Here is a 12,354-nt window from a genome sequence, read left to right on the forward strand (position 1 = left end):
GCCATGCCGGCCACCCGGCCTGACGTCAGCTGAGTTCGGAGAACGCCTCCACCGCTTGCGTCTTGCCGGTGACGATGATGATGTCCCCCTTCGCGACCACGGTCTCGGCAGTGGCGTGGGTGAAGCCCTCGCCCGGGCGCTTGATCCCGACGACCGTCACCCCGTGCTTCGTCCGCACGCCGCTCTCGCCCAGGGGAGCGCCCGTGATGCTGTCCGGCGTGACGGTCTTCACCAGGGCGTAGTCGTCGTCGAACTCGATGAAGTCGAGCATCCGCCCGGTCACGAGGTGGGCCACCCGCTCGCCCATCTCGTGCTCCGGCAGGACCACGTGGTGGACGCCGAGCCGCTCCAGGATCTGGCCGTGCTGCCGGCTGATCGCCTTCGCCCAGATGTTGGGGACGTTCTCCTCCAGGAGGTTGGAGGCGATCAGGATGCTGGCCTCTATGTCCGTACCGATGCCGACGACCGCGCTGGTGAACTCGTGCACGCCGAGCTGCCGCAGCACCTCGGGGTCCGTGCAGTCGGCGACCGCGGAGTGTGTGAGGGCGTCGCTGTGGCGCTGGACGAGCTGTGGGTCGGTGTCGATCCCGAGGACGTCCCAGCCACGCCGGGTCAGTTCCAGGGCCAGGGAGCTGCCGAACCGGCCCAGGCCGATGACGGCGACCCGCTGGTCGCTCATCTCGGGGTACTGGGCGGCGAGCTGCTTGCGGCGACGGCGGCGCAGGTTGTGCAGGTAGTTACCCAATGACGGGTCGCTCCTCGGGTAGCTGGTAGCGGCGGGTCCGCTCGCGCAGGGCGAGCGCGGAGACCAGGGTGACCGGGCCGAGTCGGCCCACGAACATGAGCAGGATGAGCACGAGCTGTCCGCTGTCCGGGAAGTCGGCTGTGATGCCGGTGGACAGTCCGACGGTGCCGAACGCGGACACCGCCTCGAACAGGACGGCCTCCATCGGGGCCGAGGAGACGGTCAGCAGGGCGAGCGTGGCCCCGATCACCAGTCCCACGGCCAGCAGTGCGACGGTCAGGGCCTGCCGCAGGACATGCGGGGCCAGGCGCCGGCCCATGACGGTGGAGTTCGGCTCGCCGCGCACCTCGGCGGCGATGGCCGCGGCGAGCACGGCGAAGGTGGTGACCTTGATGCCGCCGGCCGTGCCCGCGCTGCCGCCGCCGATGAACATCAGCGTGCAGGTCATCAGCAGAGTGGAGGCGTGCAGGGCGCCGATGTCGACGGCGTTGAAGCCGGCCGTGCGGCTCATCGCGGAGTGGAAGAACCCGTTGAGGAGCTTCTCGTCCCAGTCGAACCGGCCCAGCGTGCCGGGGTTGGTCCACTCCAGCAGGCAGGTGAGGGCCGTGCCGGTCAGGAGCAGGACGAGGGTGGTCAGCAGGGTCATCCGGGTGTGCAGTGTCCACGTGCGGCGCCCGGTGAGCCTTCTGCGCGTCCGGTGGCGCAGCAGTTCGAGGAGGACCGGGAAGCCGAGCCCGCCCAGGATGACCGCCAGGGCGATGGGCAGGGTCACCCAAGGGTCCTGGGCGTACGGGGTGAGGCTGTCGACGTGGAGGCCGAAGCCCGCGTTGTTGAACGCGGAGACCGCGTGGAAGAGCCCGGAGTACGCCGACTCGGCGATGGGCTGGTCGTAGCCGAACCGGAAGCGCAGCGCGAGCCAGCCGCCCACCGCGAGCTCCACCGCGAGTGTGGTCCCGGCGACGCCGAGCAGGACACGGCGTACGTCGCCGATGCCGAAGCTCTTCGTCTCCGCCGCCGCGGTCAGCTGCATGCGCAGCCGCAGCTTGCCCGAGACGAGCAGCGCGAGCAGCGAGGCCATGGTCATGATGCCGAAGCCGCCGACCTGGATCAACGCGAGGATCACGCCCTCGCCGAACCCGCTCCAGTACGTGCCGGTGTCCACCACGACCAGGCCCGTCACGCACACCGCGGAGGTGGACGTGAACAGCGCCGTCACGAAGCCCGTCGCGCCGCCGTCCTGCGAGGACACCGGCAGCATGAGCAGAAACGTCCCCAGCAGGATCACCGCGCCGAAGGCCATGACCAGGGTCCGGGCCGGGTGTACGGCGAACACCGACCGCCGCACTCTCGTCAGCTGCCCTGCCACCCGCCGGCCTCCCTCGCCTGACTGCTTCATGGCCGGGGGCGTATCGAACCCGTCAACGAACCGGCGGCGGTCACCCTATCCCGGCGCTCCAGTGCGGGCGGCGCGCGGCACGAGGTACCTCGCCGACAGGCGCTCAGAACTTCCCCGGGCGACTCACAACCGCCGCCAGATAGCCGACCAGTGACAGAGCCACCATGAGCCCGACCCAGTTCTCCTCGCTCACGAGCGATCAACTCCCTTGCGCTGCGGGCTGCCCCGCCCGAATCCGACCGGCTCAGGAAACCGCCTGAGCAGCCCGTACGGGGGAGCGTTGACGTCCTCCTTCCGTCACCGTGAGCGATTCTGACGCCGCTTTGACGTGTTTCGGCACGATCCGTCAGAGCATCGTCAAAGCCGCGTGCGAAAGGCGGACGACCTACCGGGAGGCCCGTAGGTTCCCTCTCGGCCGCTCAGTGCCGTGGACGTCAGTGGCCTGACCGTCCCCGGGCCGCGAGGTCGCGGACGTCCTCCCATCCGGCGTCCGCGACCTCGCGCCACGGCCACCTCTCCCGGCTTGAGTGAGAAGCAGGACGGTGCCTCGGCCAGTCGGCCTCCGGCTCGTGCCCGGTGCCGGTCGTCGGTCTCCTGCAGCCAGAGAAAGATCAGATGCGGGTCAGCTCGGCGGCGCCGAAGGAGACGTCGAAGCGGTCGCACCAGATGCTGACGCTGGTGTACTTCGTGAGGTCGGTGCCCTCGGGCAGGGCGTAGTTCTGGTCGCCCTTGTTCCCCTTGAGCTTCCCGAGGCTCAGGTAGCGGCCGTCGTCGAAGACGTGCCAGCCGGCCTCACCCTGCTTCACGGGGGCGTCGGTCAGCCAGACCCGGAGGTCCGGGCCGTTGCTGGTGTCCAGATTCTCCAGGCGGAGCGTGTGCGTGCCGTCCGGGAGGCGGACGAGCTTCACCGTGCCGGAGGTGGCGTGCTCGTGGCTGATCAGCTCGCCCGAGGCCACCGTCCGCGGCGCGGCCGGGGTAGGGGCAGCGGAGGCGGGTGCGGCGGGAGACTGTGTCGAGGCCGCGCTCGCCGTGGGGGCCGGCGCCGCGGGCAAGGCTTCGCGGACGGTCTCGTCCACGAACAGTTTCCAGGGCTGGAACCAGGCCAGGCCGACGCCCAGCCCCACCAGAACCACGGCCACAACTGCCATGGTGATCTTGCGACGCGACACCGCGACCATGTTCCCGCTCCCCGATCCATTCGATGGTTGCACGTCGGTCATTCAACGCGCCTCGGCACGCGCCTGTCCCGGAATGTCTGGTGACGATTCCCTTACGACGACCGGCCGGTGACGGCGTCGAGGGCGGCGCCCACGGTCCGGGCCAGATCGTCCGCGCTCGCTCCGGCACGGGAACGCAGGTTCACCCCGTACGCGACCAGCGCGAGGACCTCGGCTCCGGCGGCCGGGTCGGTGCCGGGGGCCAGCTGGCCGCGCGCCTGGGCGGTCCGCAGTGCCGCGTGGAAGGCGTCGCGCAGCCGCTGGTGCTGCCGGTCGAGGAGGGCCCGCACCTTCAGGTCGGTGTTCTCGGCGCCCGTGTGCGCGTTGGAGATCATGCAGCCCCACCGGGCGTACTCCCCGGTGCAGCGCGTCTCGATCAGTCCGGCGAAGAAGTCAGTGACGGCGGGCAGGCCGCGCTCGTCCTCCGTGAGCCGGCCGAGGGCGGGGCGCGAGCGGTCGGTGACGTAGCGCTCCAGAGCGGCCATGTAGAGCTGCTGCTTGCCGCCGAAGGTGGCGTACAGGCTGGAGCGGTTGAGCCCGGTCGCGGTCACGATGTCCTGGATGCCGGTGGAGGCCACGCCCTGCCGCCAGAACAGGCGCACCACCGTCTCCAGGGCGGCGTCCTGATCGAAGTGCTTGACGTCGGCCATGCCTGTCCCTGTCCGTCATCTTGAAACGAGAGTTCCAAGATATCGCGCCACGCGTTGACTTCGAGCGCACACGAACCACTATCTTGAAACGGTCGTTCCAAGAACCTGCCACCGACAAACCTGACACCGATATGAGGAGAAACCTCCCACCATGAGCCTCGACGCCGAACTCCGCGCCTTCTACGACAGCCGCCAGGAGCAGATCCCGGCCGACGTCCGCGCCGTCATGAACCGCGCCGCCCGGGAACTCGCCGACTCCGGACAGGCCGATCGCGCCCTGTCCGTGGGCGCCACCGCCCCCGGATTCCGGCTGCCGACCGCGACCGGCACGACCCTCGCCCTCGACGAACTGCTCGCCACCGGGCCCGTGGTGCTGACCTTCTACCGCGGCTCCTGGTGCCCGTACTGCAATATCGCCCTGCGCTCGCTCCAGCAGCACCACGACGAGATCGCCACGCGCGGCGCGCGACTCGTGGCCGTCTCACCGCAGATCCCCGACGAGTCCCTCTCGCTCACCGAGAAGCACGAACTCGCCTTCGACGTCCTCAGTGACCTCGGCTCCGACACCGCCAAGCAGTACGGCCTCGCCTTCGACCTGCCCGACGACCTCGCCGCCGTCTACGACAGCTTCGGCATCGACCTCCAGCGCGCCAACGGCGGCCACCCCCGCACCCTGCCGCTGCCCGCCACCTACGTCATCGACCGCGACTCCACGATCCGCTGGGCCTTCGTCACCAGCGACTACACCCAGCGCGCCGAACCCACGGACATCCTTGCGGCCCTAGACGCGATCAGCTGACACCGCCACGGTATGCGCGCGATGAGGGACAACCGTCCTCCGCCGGATCGCGCCTACCTGTTCTCCATCGGCGATCTCAAGGTGTCGCCCTCGGGCCGGGTTCGCCGACGCTCCCGGGCCTCCAGACTGCCTGGGGGCAGCTGTTCCAGGCCGGGCGCCTATCTCTTCGAGCCGGTGCTCGCACGCGGTCCAGGCCGTCGCCCACACGCACAACCTCGCACTGGCTACATGACCAGACCAGCCCCAAACCCTGGCCTGCCCAGACATCACCCTCTGCAACACGCTCAGGGCTTGTTGTGGAAGTAGATCTTGGGCTTGGTTCGGCAGGACCGATGGTGAGACCGGCCGGATCGAGGGCATCTCGATCCGGCCGGTTCCGTGGCCGTTACAGATCGAGCTGGTAGTCGAGCACCTTCCTCGTCGGTACGTAGCCGAGACTGTCGTTGATGTGTCTCATATACGTGTTGCTGTCGGCGGTGTCGGTGATCAGGCCGTCGACGTCCGGGTGGGCCCGGTGCGCCTGTCGGATCGACTCGGCCTTCATCCACCGGCCGAGGCCGTGACCGCGATGCTCGGGCAGTACGCCGGTACCGTAGTGCAGGCCCTCGCCCTTGCCCTTGCCGGGGATGACCAGTTCGGTGAAGGCGGCTATCGAGTTGTCCGAGGTGTCGATGGCGACGACGGTGTGCAGCAGGTCGCCGCGCTCTTCGATGACCTGGGCCGCCGCCCGGACCCGTTCCACGTCCCACACGACGGTGCCGAAGTCGGCCTCGTCCATGGGCATGTCGTCCATGGCGCGGCGGGAGGCGGCGAACGTTCGGGCGAGGCCGTCGGGGACCATTCCGTCCCAGGATTCCAACCGGTAGCCGGGATGCGGCTGTTCGACGATCTCGGAGAGAGCCGTGATGTTCGCCTCGGCCAATGCCAGTCGTGCGTAGGTCAGGGCGAGGACCTTGCGGAAGCCCTGGGCCGCCAGGAACCGGTCGCCGGCGGATCCGGCCTCGGTCTGGGCGACGACACAGCGTCTGCCGTCTTCTCGGGCAGTGGTGACTGCCGCGTCGAGCAGCCGCGAGCCGATGCGGTTGCGCCGCTCGGACGGATGGACACGGATGTCCAGTTCCGCCCGGTGCTCCTGCCCCGAGTTGGTGAACAGACGCAGGAACGCCGATCCGACGGGTATGGCGTCGGAGTCGGTCGCCAGCCAGGCCAGGCGGCGACTGGACAGACCGTGGTCGGGGTCGGTCAGAGGGGTGATGCGAATCGACAAGACTTCTCCGTCGTTGGGAGGTGGTGAAGGTCAGTACGCGAGATCGACTGCTGGGCACTGCTGCGCATGTGCTGCACACCTCCTGGGCGACGGAGCCGGTCCGGGAAAGCCTGGACGGCCGAGGGAACGTAACTGCCCGATCGGACTGTCGGCAAGGGGTTATCGGAGTGGCCGAGGCTGGGGAGAGGTGCCCAGGAGTTCGGCGAGGCCGCGGCGGGTCGCGGCGATGACCACGCGGTCCTGGGGACGCAAGACGTAGCCGGGGTGCAGGTCCCACAGGAGCTGGGGTTCCTCGCCCGCCTGGTGTGAGGAGGCGAGGTCGGGCCGGCGCGCGGCCGGGGAGGCCGTGTCGAGGGCGAGGACGCGCCAGGCGCCGGGGCGGAAGGCGTCGGCGACGGTGCGGCCTTCGAACTGCGGGTGTCCGGCGACGAGAAGTGCGGCGAAGAGCAGGACCTTTCGTTCGACGGGAATGGCACCGAGGATCTGGCGGCCCATCATCGCGCCGGCGAAGGCGGGGGCGGCGAGGTGGGTGACGCTGCGGCTGCGGGTGAGGGCCTCGGGGTGGGCGGTACGCAGGGTGCGGTAGACGGCAGTGGCGAAGTCGTCGTCGTACAGGCGCAAGGCAACGCGCAGGTCGGGTTTGACCGTTCGGGCGTAGAGCGCGGCCTCCAGGTTGGTGGTGTCGGAGCTAGTGAGGGCGAGCAGGGCGTGCGCCCGGTGGATCTTGGCGGCCTCCAGTACGCCGTCCTCGGTGACGTCGCCGAGCACGACGGGGATGCCCAGGCTGCGAGCGAGCGGGATGCCGCGGGCATCGGGATCCTCCTCGACGCACACGACCGGGATGTCGAGTTCCCGCAGTCGGGCGAGGACTCGGGTGCCGATCTTGCCGAGGCCGAGGAGGACGACGTGGCCGGACAGGCCGCGGGGTGGCCGACGCAGAGCTCCGGCCGCGCGGAAGGTTCCGAGTGCCTCCAGTGCCCCGGCGACGAGGAGGGGAAGCAGGGCGAGGCCGACGAGGCCGGACAGGAGTTGGAGGATCTGGTGGGTGACTGGCGCGTCGATTGCGGGGTCGTTGATCGAGAACAGGTCCAGCAGCGTGATGTAGGCGGCGTGCGCGGGGTCGGCGTCGGTGAGCAGCATCGTGGTGAGCGTCAGCGCGAGGACGGAGGCGACGATGCCGGCGAGTGCCCACCGCAGGCGGCTGGAGAAGAGCTCGCGCAGCGGCGCACCGCGGCGGGCCAGGCGCCGCGCGGACAGGGCGGGACCGGCGTACCGGACGGTCTCCAGGACCACGCTCCCTCGACCGGCCGCGCCCGCCACCGTCCGGTCGTCGGGCAGGAGGAGGGGGCCCTGCGGGCCGCTGCCCTCCGAGCCCTCCGACCCCGCCGGGTCGGTGGTGGTGGACGACAGCAGTGCCAGGGTGCACAGGCCGGGGTCGGGTACCTCGCCGCGTCCGGGCGGGGTGCGTTCGGCGGCGCGCAGGAGTACGCCGTCGGCCTGGACGACCTTGCTCGTGCCGGCGACGGCGGTGGCGGCGAGCGCGGGGGCCGCCGTGTCCGCGTCCGACAGGACGGTGGTGGAGGCGTCGAGCACGGCGCGGTCGATGCCCGGCGCGGCGAGGAGGGCGGCCTGGTCGAGGAGTTCCTCCAGGTGCTGTCCGAGCTTGCGGTTGTACATGCGGACCACGAGCCGCAGTCCGGGGCTGAGGCGGCGGGCGGCGAGGGCGGCGCGGAGGTTGGTCTCGTCGTCCTCGTAGAGCAGGGCGAGCGCCGCGGCCCCGTCCACCCCGGCCCGCAGCAGCGTCTCCTCGGTCGGCGCGGATGACACGACGTCACGCAGCGGCGGAGGAGGGCCACCGAGCGTGTCCTCGACGGCAGGTCCGCCGGACCGGCGCAGCAGCCGCGCCGCACGGGACAGCACGGCGGGCTGCTCGCCCACCCGCTCCTCGACCTGGTCGCCAGGAGCGACGAGAACGACCCGCTGGCGGTAGACGTCGCGCAACTCGTCGGCGAGCCGGTGCGCGAGCCCGTCGTCGCCGCAGACCACCATGTGGCCGCCGTCCCGTGGAACTCCGGCGTCCTGGTGCGGTAGCGCGATCATGATTCCCCCAAGTGCCGAGATGGACCCGCCTGATCACGCGGGCGGATCAAGTGTCTGTCGTTCCTGCCCCGGTGTGCCTCGCGTGCCGAGTGCGATGACGGGAGATCAGGGTTCGTACCAGCAGGACGAGGCATACGGCGGCGAGGACGCCGGCGCCGATGCGCACCCAGGTCGGGGTGACGCTGCTTGCGGCAGTCCGGCCCAACCACACGAGGTACAAAGCCATCCCGGCGGGGCTCTCCAGGAAGTCGCGCCTGGCGTTCGCGATGACATGCCAGCCCCTCGCTCGTGGTCGTCGTGGCCCGGTGCTGGGTGGCGGCTCATCGTCAGGTGCGATGCCGCAGGTGCCGGCGACTCACGAAAGCACCGACTCCCACCGCCGCCGGAGTCCAGAGCGCGAGGAAAGTGCCGAGGTCTTCGTCCCTGCCGTCCAGGACCACCATCAGTACGAAGGTGTAGGCGCCCAGAACGGCCAGCGTGCAGGCGTCGGCGGTGAGGGCGGCCCTCCGGTACGGGCGGGCGGAACGCTCGTCGGAGCGGAGCCGTCCCCACGAGACGTAGGTGCCAGTCCCCCCGCCCAAGATGAGCAGGATGCCGGATCCGGCTGCGACCAGCGGGTCTCCGACCGGGTGGGAAAGGGTCCGCTGTGCGGCCGCGCCGTCCGACAGTACGACGACCTCGCCACTCCAGATCGTGCCCGCGACGCGATCGCCCGGACGCACACTCTCCAGGAAGTCTCCGAGTCCGCTGAACTCGACCCGGCCGGCGCCCTCTTCGGGCCCGGAGACCCGCACCCAGCCGCCCGGTTGCTTGCCACGCCGCACATCGACGGAATCGACGGTGAACCACGCCGCGTACAGGCAGTCCTCGGCCGGCGCCCCCCGGCACACGGACGCCGAGCGGAAAGCGCGCTCCTCCGCAACAGCGTGTGGGAGCCAGGCCACCAGCAGGGCGCTACCAGCGAGGAGGGCGATGAGTCCGGCGAGGCCGACGAGTACGTCCCGCGCTCGGCGACGGCGGGTGCTGTAGGGCTTGCCGTGGCGGCGGCCTGTGGTCATGCCCTGCCGGCCCAGGAATCCAGCTTCCCGAAGAGGAGTGTCAGGCCGCCGCCACCCGCCGCGAAGAGACCGAACGCCGCGAACGCGACCCGCTGATCGTCCTTGCGCAACGCCTCGTACTGACTTCTGGTGATCGGGACCCGCCTGCGTTCGGGGTCGGCGGTGTCGATCGCGGAGTAGTGCCCGCGGACGGACTCGACTCGTTCGAGGCCCGAGTCGTCCCACAACACTCCGGTGACGAGGAACACCCCGCCGAGGCCCGCGCCCACGAGCAGTGCGTGGACGCGGTGGGGCAGGGCCCGCACGGCCCGCCACTGGTTCGACTTGTTGCTGGCGAAGCCCCTGTTGCGCAGTTCGACCGCGATGCTGCGGAAGATCGTCGCCAGGTGAAGGGGGACCAGCAGGGCGATGCCGATGCCGAGCAGCAGCCACTCGTCGGCGAAGGGAGGCAGGAGCGGCACGGCAGCCAGGACTGCGGCGAGCAATCCCACCCCGGAGAGGGTCAGTTGCATGCCCGCGTGAAGCTTGAAGCTGGTTCTCACCGCGTCCCCCCTCCCGTCGCGTTCTACTCGGTGATCTCGACCGGCGTGCCCAAGGCGGCCGGAGCGGGCACGGGCTCAGCCGTCGTCTTCTTCTGGGTGATGCCCTGGAGGAGTTGGGCGAGGTCGACTCCGGTGGTGGAGGAGAGGAGTTCCATGCCCTGGGCGACGTTGTCGGCGACCGTACGGGACAACTGGCTCGCCCCGTCGGTGGAGATGACGGTCATCTTGTCGACGGCCGACAGCGGCTCGGACGCCTTGGCGACGACCTGCGGCAGGACCTCGACGAGCATCTGCAGGACGGCGGCGTCCCCGTACTGGGCGAAGGCGTCGGCCTTTTTCCGCATGGCCTCGGCCTCGGCGGAGCCCCGCGCCGCGATGGCGGCCGCCTCGGCCTCGCCCTCGATGCGTACGGCGTCGGCGAGCGCGGCACGGTGGGCCTTCTCGCCCTCACCGGTCAGGCGCGAGCGCTGGGCATCGGCCTCGGCCTCCTTCACCAGGGCGATACGACGGGCCTCAGCCTCCTGCTCCGCCTGGTAGCGGGCGGCGTCGGCGGGCTTGCGGACCTGGGTGTCGAGCTGACGGTCGGTCAGCGCGGCCTGTCGCTCGGCGACCTTCTCCTGCTCGGCGAGGATCTGCTGCTGGCGGTCGGCCTCGGCCAGCGGGCCCGCGGCGTTCGCCTGGGCGGCGGCCTCGTCCGTCTGCGCCTTGATCTCGGCCTGCTTCAGGTAGAGCGTCCGCTGCGCGATCGCGATCTCCTCCTCGGCCTTCAGCCGGGCCTGCTCGGCGGCACGCCGGGCGACGGCCTCGGCGATGTCCGCCTCCTGCTTGGCCCGGGCGGCCTCGGGCCGGCCGAGGTCCTCCAGGTACGAGCCCTCGGTGGTGATGTCCTGGATCTGGAACGCGTCCAGGACCAGGCCCTGCCCCGACAGGCTCGCCTCGGCCTCCTCCGCGACCTGCCCGGCGAACGCCGCCCGGTCGCGGATGATGTCCTCCACCGACATCCGGCCCACGATCGAGCGCAGCGCGCCGGACAGCACCTCCTGCGTGAAGCCGACGATGCCGTCCTGCTGCATCAGGAACCGCTGCGCGGCGGCCCGGATCGAGTCCTCGGTGCCCCCGACCTTGACGATCGCGACGCCCTCCAGATTGGCCTTCACGCCACGCAGGGTCACGGCACCGCGCACCGCGACCGGGATGTGCCGGCTGGACAGGTCGAGGCTGAACTTCTGCTGCACGAACGGCACGACGAACACACCGCCGCCGACCACGACCTTCTGGCCGCTGTTGTCGGTGAACACCCGCCCGGTCGCGGGATCCGTCGCCTGCTTGCCACGCCGGCCGGTGATGATGAACGCCTCGCTCGGCCCGGCCACCTTGTAGCGCGTGACGACGACGAGGCCGAGGAGCACGACGAGGACGACGATGCCCACGACGGCGAACAGGACAGGGCTCATGAAGCGCCCCCTTTCGATGGGAACTGAAAAGAAGAAAGAGCAGAACGCACGGGCCGGTCAGCGCTGGACGGGCCGGACGGCCACCGAGGTGGACGTGAGCACCGCCTCGACCCAGACCTCCGTGCCGCGGGTGACCGGAGCCTCGGCTTTCGCCGCGTACTTCACCGGCTGCCCGGCCAGATACAGCAGGACCTCGCCATAGCCCGCCACCGGGATCGGGGTGACCACCGTCCCCGAGGTGCCGGTAAGGTCCTCGCCCTGCGGCGCGGGCGCGGCGCCGTCCCGGAGCAGCGCCCGGCTGAACCGCCAGGTCACCCACCCCGCCACGCCCCCCGCGGCCACGCCCGCACCGGTGGCGACCCCCGCCCCCGTACCGGTGGTGCCGAGCACGATCGCCCCCGTGAAACCGAGGGCCGACACGAACCCGGCGATCACCGGCAACGACAGAAACCCGTCCAGTCCCCCGCCGAACCCGTCGAGGAGCCCCTCCAACACCCCGTCGAAGACCAGGGACAGGACGAGCAGCACGAGACCCACGATGCCGAGACCTAGAAACCAGCTCATGTACGCCACCTCGCCCCGTGCCTTGCTTCTCCCGTTGCCGGGGATGGTGTCACGGACCAGTACAGATGTTCACTGCCGGAATCCGGCAGCCTTTACGCGCTCTTAATGCCGCCCTCGCGCACGCGCGATCCCGCCACCACCATGAACGGCAAGCTCCGGGCGCGCGCCAGGACGGCGGACGGCAACGGCGCGGAAGTGAGGCTACTGCGGTAGGAGCCGCACCAGCCCGGCGGTGGACTCGAGCACGCGACCGGCGAGCAGGTCGGATCGGGAGGCGAGGGCGAACGCGCCGCCGAGCGAATGGCCCACGACCACGACCGGTTCGGACGTCACGTGCATCAGGGTCCCGGTGAGCCACCCGCATCAGTCCATGCGGCGCCGGCCGGTGATGACGACCGCCTCGGCGCGCACCATGTCGTCCTGCCCGAGCATGAAATGGGTGAACGCGCCGCCCACGGTCGTGACCGACAGGCAAACGCCCGGGTGAGGACTTCACGTATTCCACCGCCGACGCGGTGGTCGAGAAGGGCGACACAGCCGTCGTCGCCGGCAAGACCGGGGC

Annotated in this window: 12 protein-coding genes; 1 reads left to right on the forward strand and 11 read right to left on the reverse strand. The window is 70.5% G+C overall.

Annotated elements, in window-relative coordinates:
• Positions 1 to 25: 25 nt before the first annotated feature.
• The 4 genes from ACIGEZ_RS24430 to ACIGEZ_RS24445 form a co-directional block, all read right to left on the reverse strand.
• Positions 26 to 745, reverse strand: coding sequence for a potassium channel family protein (locus ACIGEZ_RS24430; protein WP_399834468.1), 720 nt, complete (start codon positions 743 to 745; stop codon positions 26 to 28).
• Positions 738 to 2,111, reverse strand: a complete 1,374-nt coding sequence (locus ACIGEZ_RS24435) for a TrkH family potassium uptake protein (protein ID WP_399834470.1) — start codon at positions 2,109 to 2,111, stop codon at positions 738 to 740. The genes ACIGEZ_RS24430 and ACIGEZ_RS24435 overlap by 8 nt, the downstream gene beginning before the upstream one ends.
• A gap of 641 nt (positions 2,112 to 2,752) precedes the next feature.
• Positions 2,753 to 3,289 (reverse strand): DM13 domain-containing protein, encoded by a 537-nt coding sequence (locus ACIGEZ_RS24440; protein WP_399834689.1) that lies wholly within the window; start codon positions 3,287 to 3,289, stop codon positions 2,753 to 2,755.
• A 122-nt stretch (positions 3,290 to 3,411) separates the two neighbouring features.
• The gene (locus ACIGEZ_RS24445; protein WP_399834472.1) at positions 3,412 to 4,008 is read right to left on the reverse strand and encodes a TetR/AcrR family transcriptional regulator; all 597 of its coding nucleotides are present in this window, start codon (positions 4,006 to 4,008) and stop codon (positions 3,412 to 3,414) included.
• 151 nt (positions 4,009 to 4,159) lie between these two features.
• Here ACIGEZ_RS24445 and ACIGEZ_RS24450 point away from each other — a divergent pair, with 151 nt between their 5' ends.
• Positions 4,160 to 4,807 (forward strand): peroxiredoxin-like family protein, encoded by a 648-nt coding sequence (locus ACIGEZ_RS24450; protein ID WP_399834474.1) that lies wholly within the window; start codon positions 4,160 to 4,162, stop codon positions 4,805 to 4,807.
• Positions 4,808 to 5,192: 385 nt separating this feature from the next.
• Here ACIGEZ_RS24450 and ACIGEZ_RS24455 read toward each other — a convergent pair whose 3' ends face one another.
• From ACIGEZ_RS24455 to ACIGEZ_RS24485, 7 genes are all read right to left on the reverse strand, one after another.
• Positions 5,193 to 6,074: a GNAT family N-acetyltransferase gene (locus ACIGEZ_RS24455; RefSeq protein WP_399834476.1), complete on the reverse strand. Its 882-nt coding sequence runs from the start codon at positions 6,072 to 6,074 to the stop codon at positions 5,193 to 5,195.
• A gap of 159 nt (positions 6,075 to 6,233) precedes the next feature.
• Complete coding sequence (locus tag ACIGEZ_RS24460) at positions 6,234 to 8,174, reverse strand: NAD-binding protein (protein ID WP_399834478.1); 1,941 nt, start codon at positions 8,172 to 8,174, stop codon at positions 6,234 to 6,236.
• A 326-nt stretch (positions 8,175 to 8,500) separates the two neighbouring features.
• Complete coding sequence (locus tag ACIGEZ_RS24465) at positions 8,501 to 9,232, reverse strand: hypothetical protein (RefSeq protein WP_399834479.1); 732 nt, start codon at positions 9,230 to 9,232, stop codon at positions 8,501 to 8,503.
• Positions 9,229 to 9,774 carry a hypothetical protein gene (locus tag ACIGEZ_RS24470; protein WP_399834482.1) on the reverse strand — a complete coding sequence of 182 codons (546 nt, stop codon included), beginning with the start codon at positions 9,772 to 9,774 and terminating at the stop codon, positions 9,229 to 9,231. Before ACIGEZ_RS24470 ends, ACIGEZ_RS24465 begins: the two co-directional genes overlap by 4 nt.
• 23 nt (positions 9,775 to 9,797) lie before the next feature.
• On the reverse strand, positions 9,798 to 11,228 hold the full coding sequence (locus ACIGEZ_RS24475) for a flotillin family protein (RefSeq protein WP_399834484.1): 1,431 nt from the start codon (positions 11,226 to 11,228) through the stop codon (positions 9,798 to 9,800).
• A 57-nt stretch (positions 11,229 to 11,285) separates the two neighbouring features.
• A complete protein-coding gene (locus ACIGEZ_RS24480; protein WP_399834486.1) occupies positions 11,286 to 11,792 on the reverse strand; it encodes a hypothetical protein in 507 nt (168 codons plus the stop codon).
• 201 nt (positions 11,793 to 11,993) lie between these two features.
• Positions 11,994 to 12,125: a hypothetical protein gene (locus ACIGEZ_RS24485; RefSeq protein WP_399834488.1), complete on the reverse strand. Its 132-nt coding sequence runs from the start codon at positions 12,123 to 12,125 to the stop codon at positions 11,994 to 11,996.
• Between the last annotated feature and the right edge of the window lie 229 nt (positions 12,126 to 12,354).

The organism is Streptomyces sp. NPDC085481 (genome assembly GCF_044541845.1).
Classification (GTDB): Bacteria; Actinomycetota; Actinomycetes; order Streptomycetales; family Streptomycetaceae; genus Streptomyces.

What these genes read in the sequence shown, in the direction of transcription:
- ACIGEZ_RS24465 (WP_399834479.1), bottom strand. Translation starts at nt 9,232, where the DNA reads ATGACCACAGGCCGCCGCCACGGCAAGCCCTACAGCACCCGCCGTCGC.
- ACIGEZ_RS24450 (WP_399834474.1), top strand. Translation starts at nt 4,160, where the DNA reads ATGAGCCTCGACGCCGAACTCCGCGCCTTCTACGACAGCCGCCAGGAG.
- ACIGEZ_RS24475 (WP_399834484.1), bottom strand. Translation starts at nt 11,228, where the DNA reads ATGAGCCCTGTCCTGTTCGCCGTCGTGGGCATCGTCGTCCTCGTCGTG.
- ACIGEZ_RS24445 (WP_399834472.1), bottom strand. Translation starts at nt 4,008, where the DNA reads ATGGCCGACGTCAAGCACTTCGATCAGGACGCCGCCCTGGAGACGGTG.
- ACIGEZ_RS24440 (WP_399834689.1), bottom strand. Translation starts at nt 3,289, where the DNA reads ATGGCAGTTGTGGCCGTGGTTCTGGTGGGGCTGGGCGTCGGCCTGGCC.
- ACIGEZ_RS24480 (WP_399834486.1), bottom strand. Translation starts at nt 11,792, where the DNA reads ATGAGCTGGTTTCTAGGTCTCGGCATCGTGGGTCTCGTGCTGCTCGTC.
- ACIGEZ_RS24460 (WP_399834478.1), bottom strand. Translation starts at nt 8,174, where the DNA reads ATGATCGCGCTACCGCACCAGGACGCCGGAGTTCCACGGGACGGCGGC.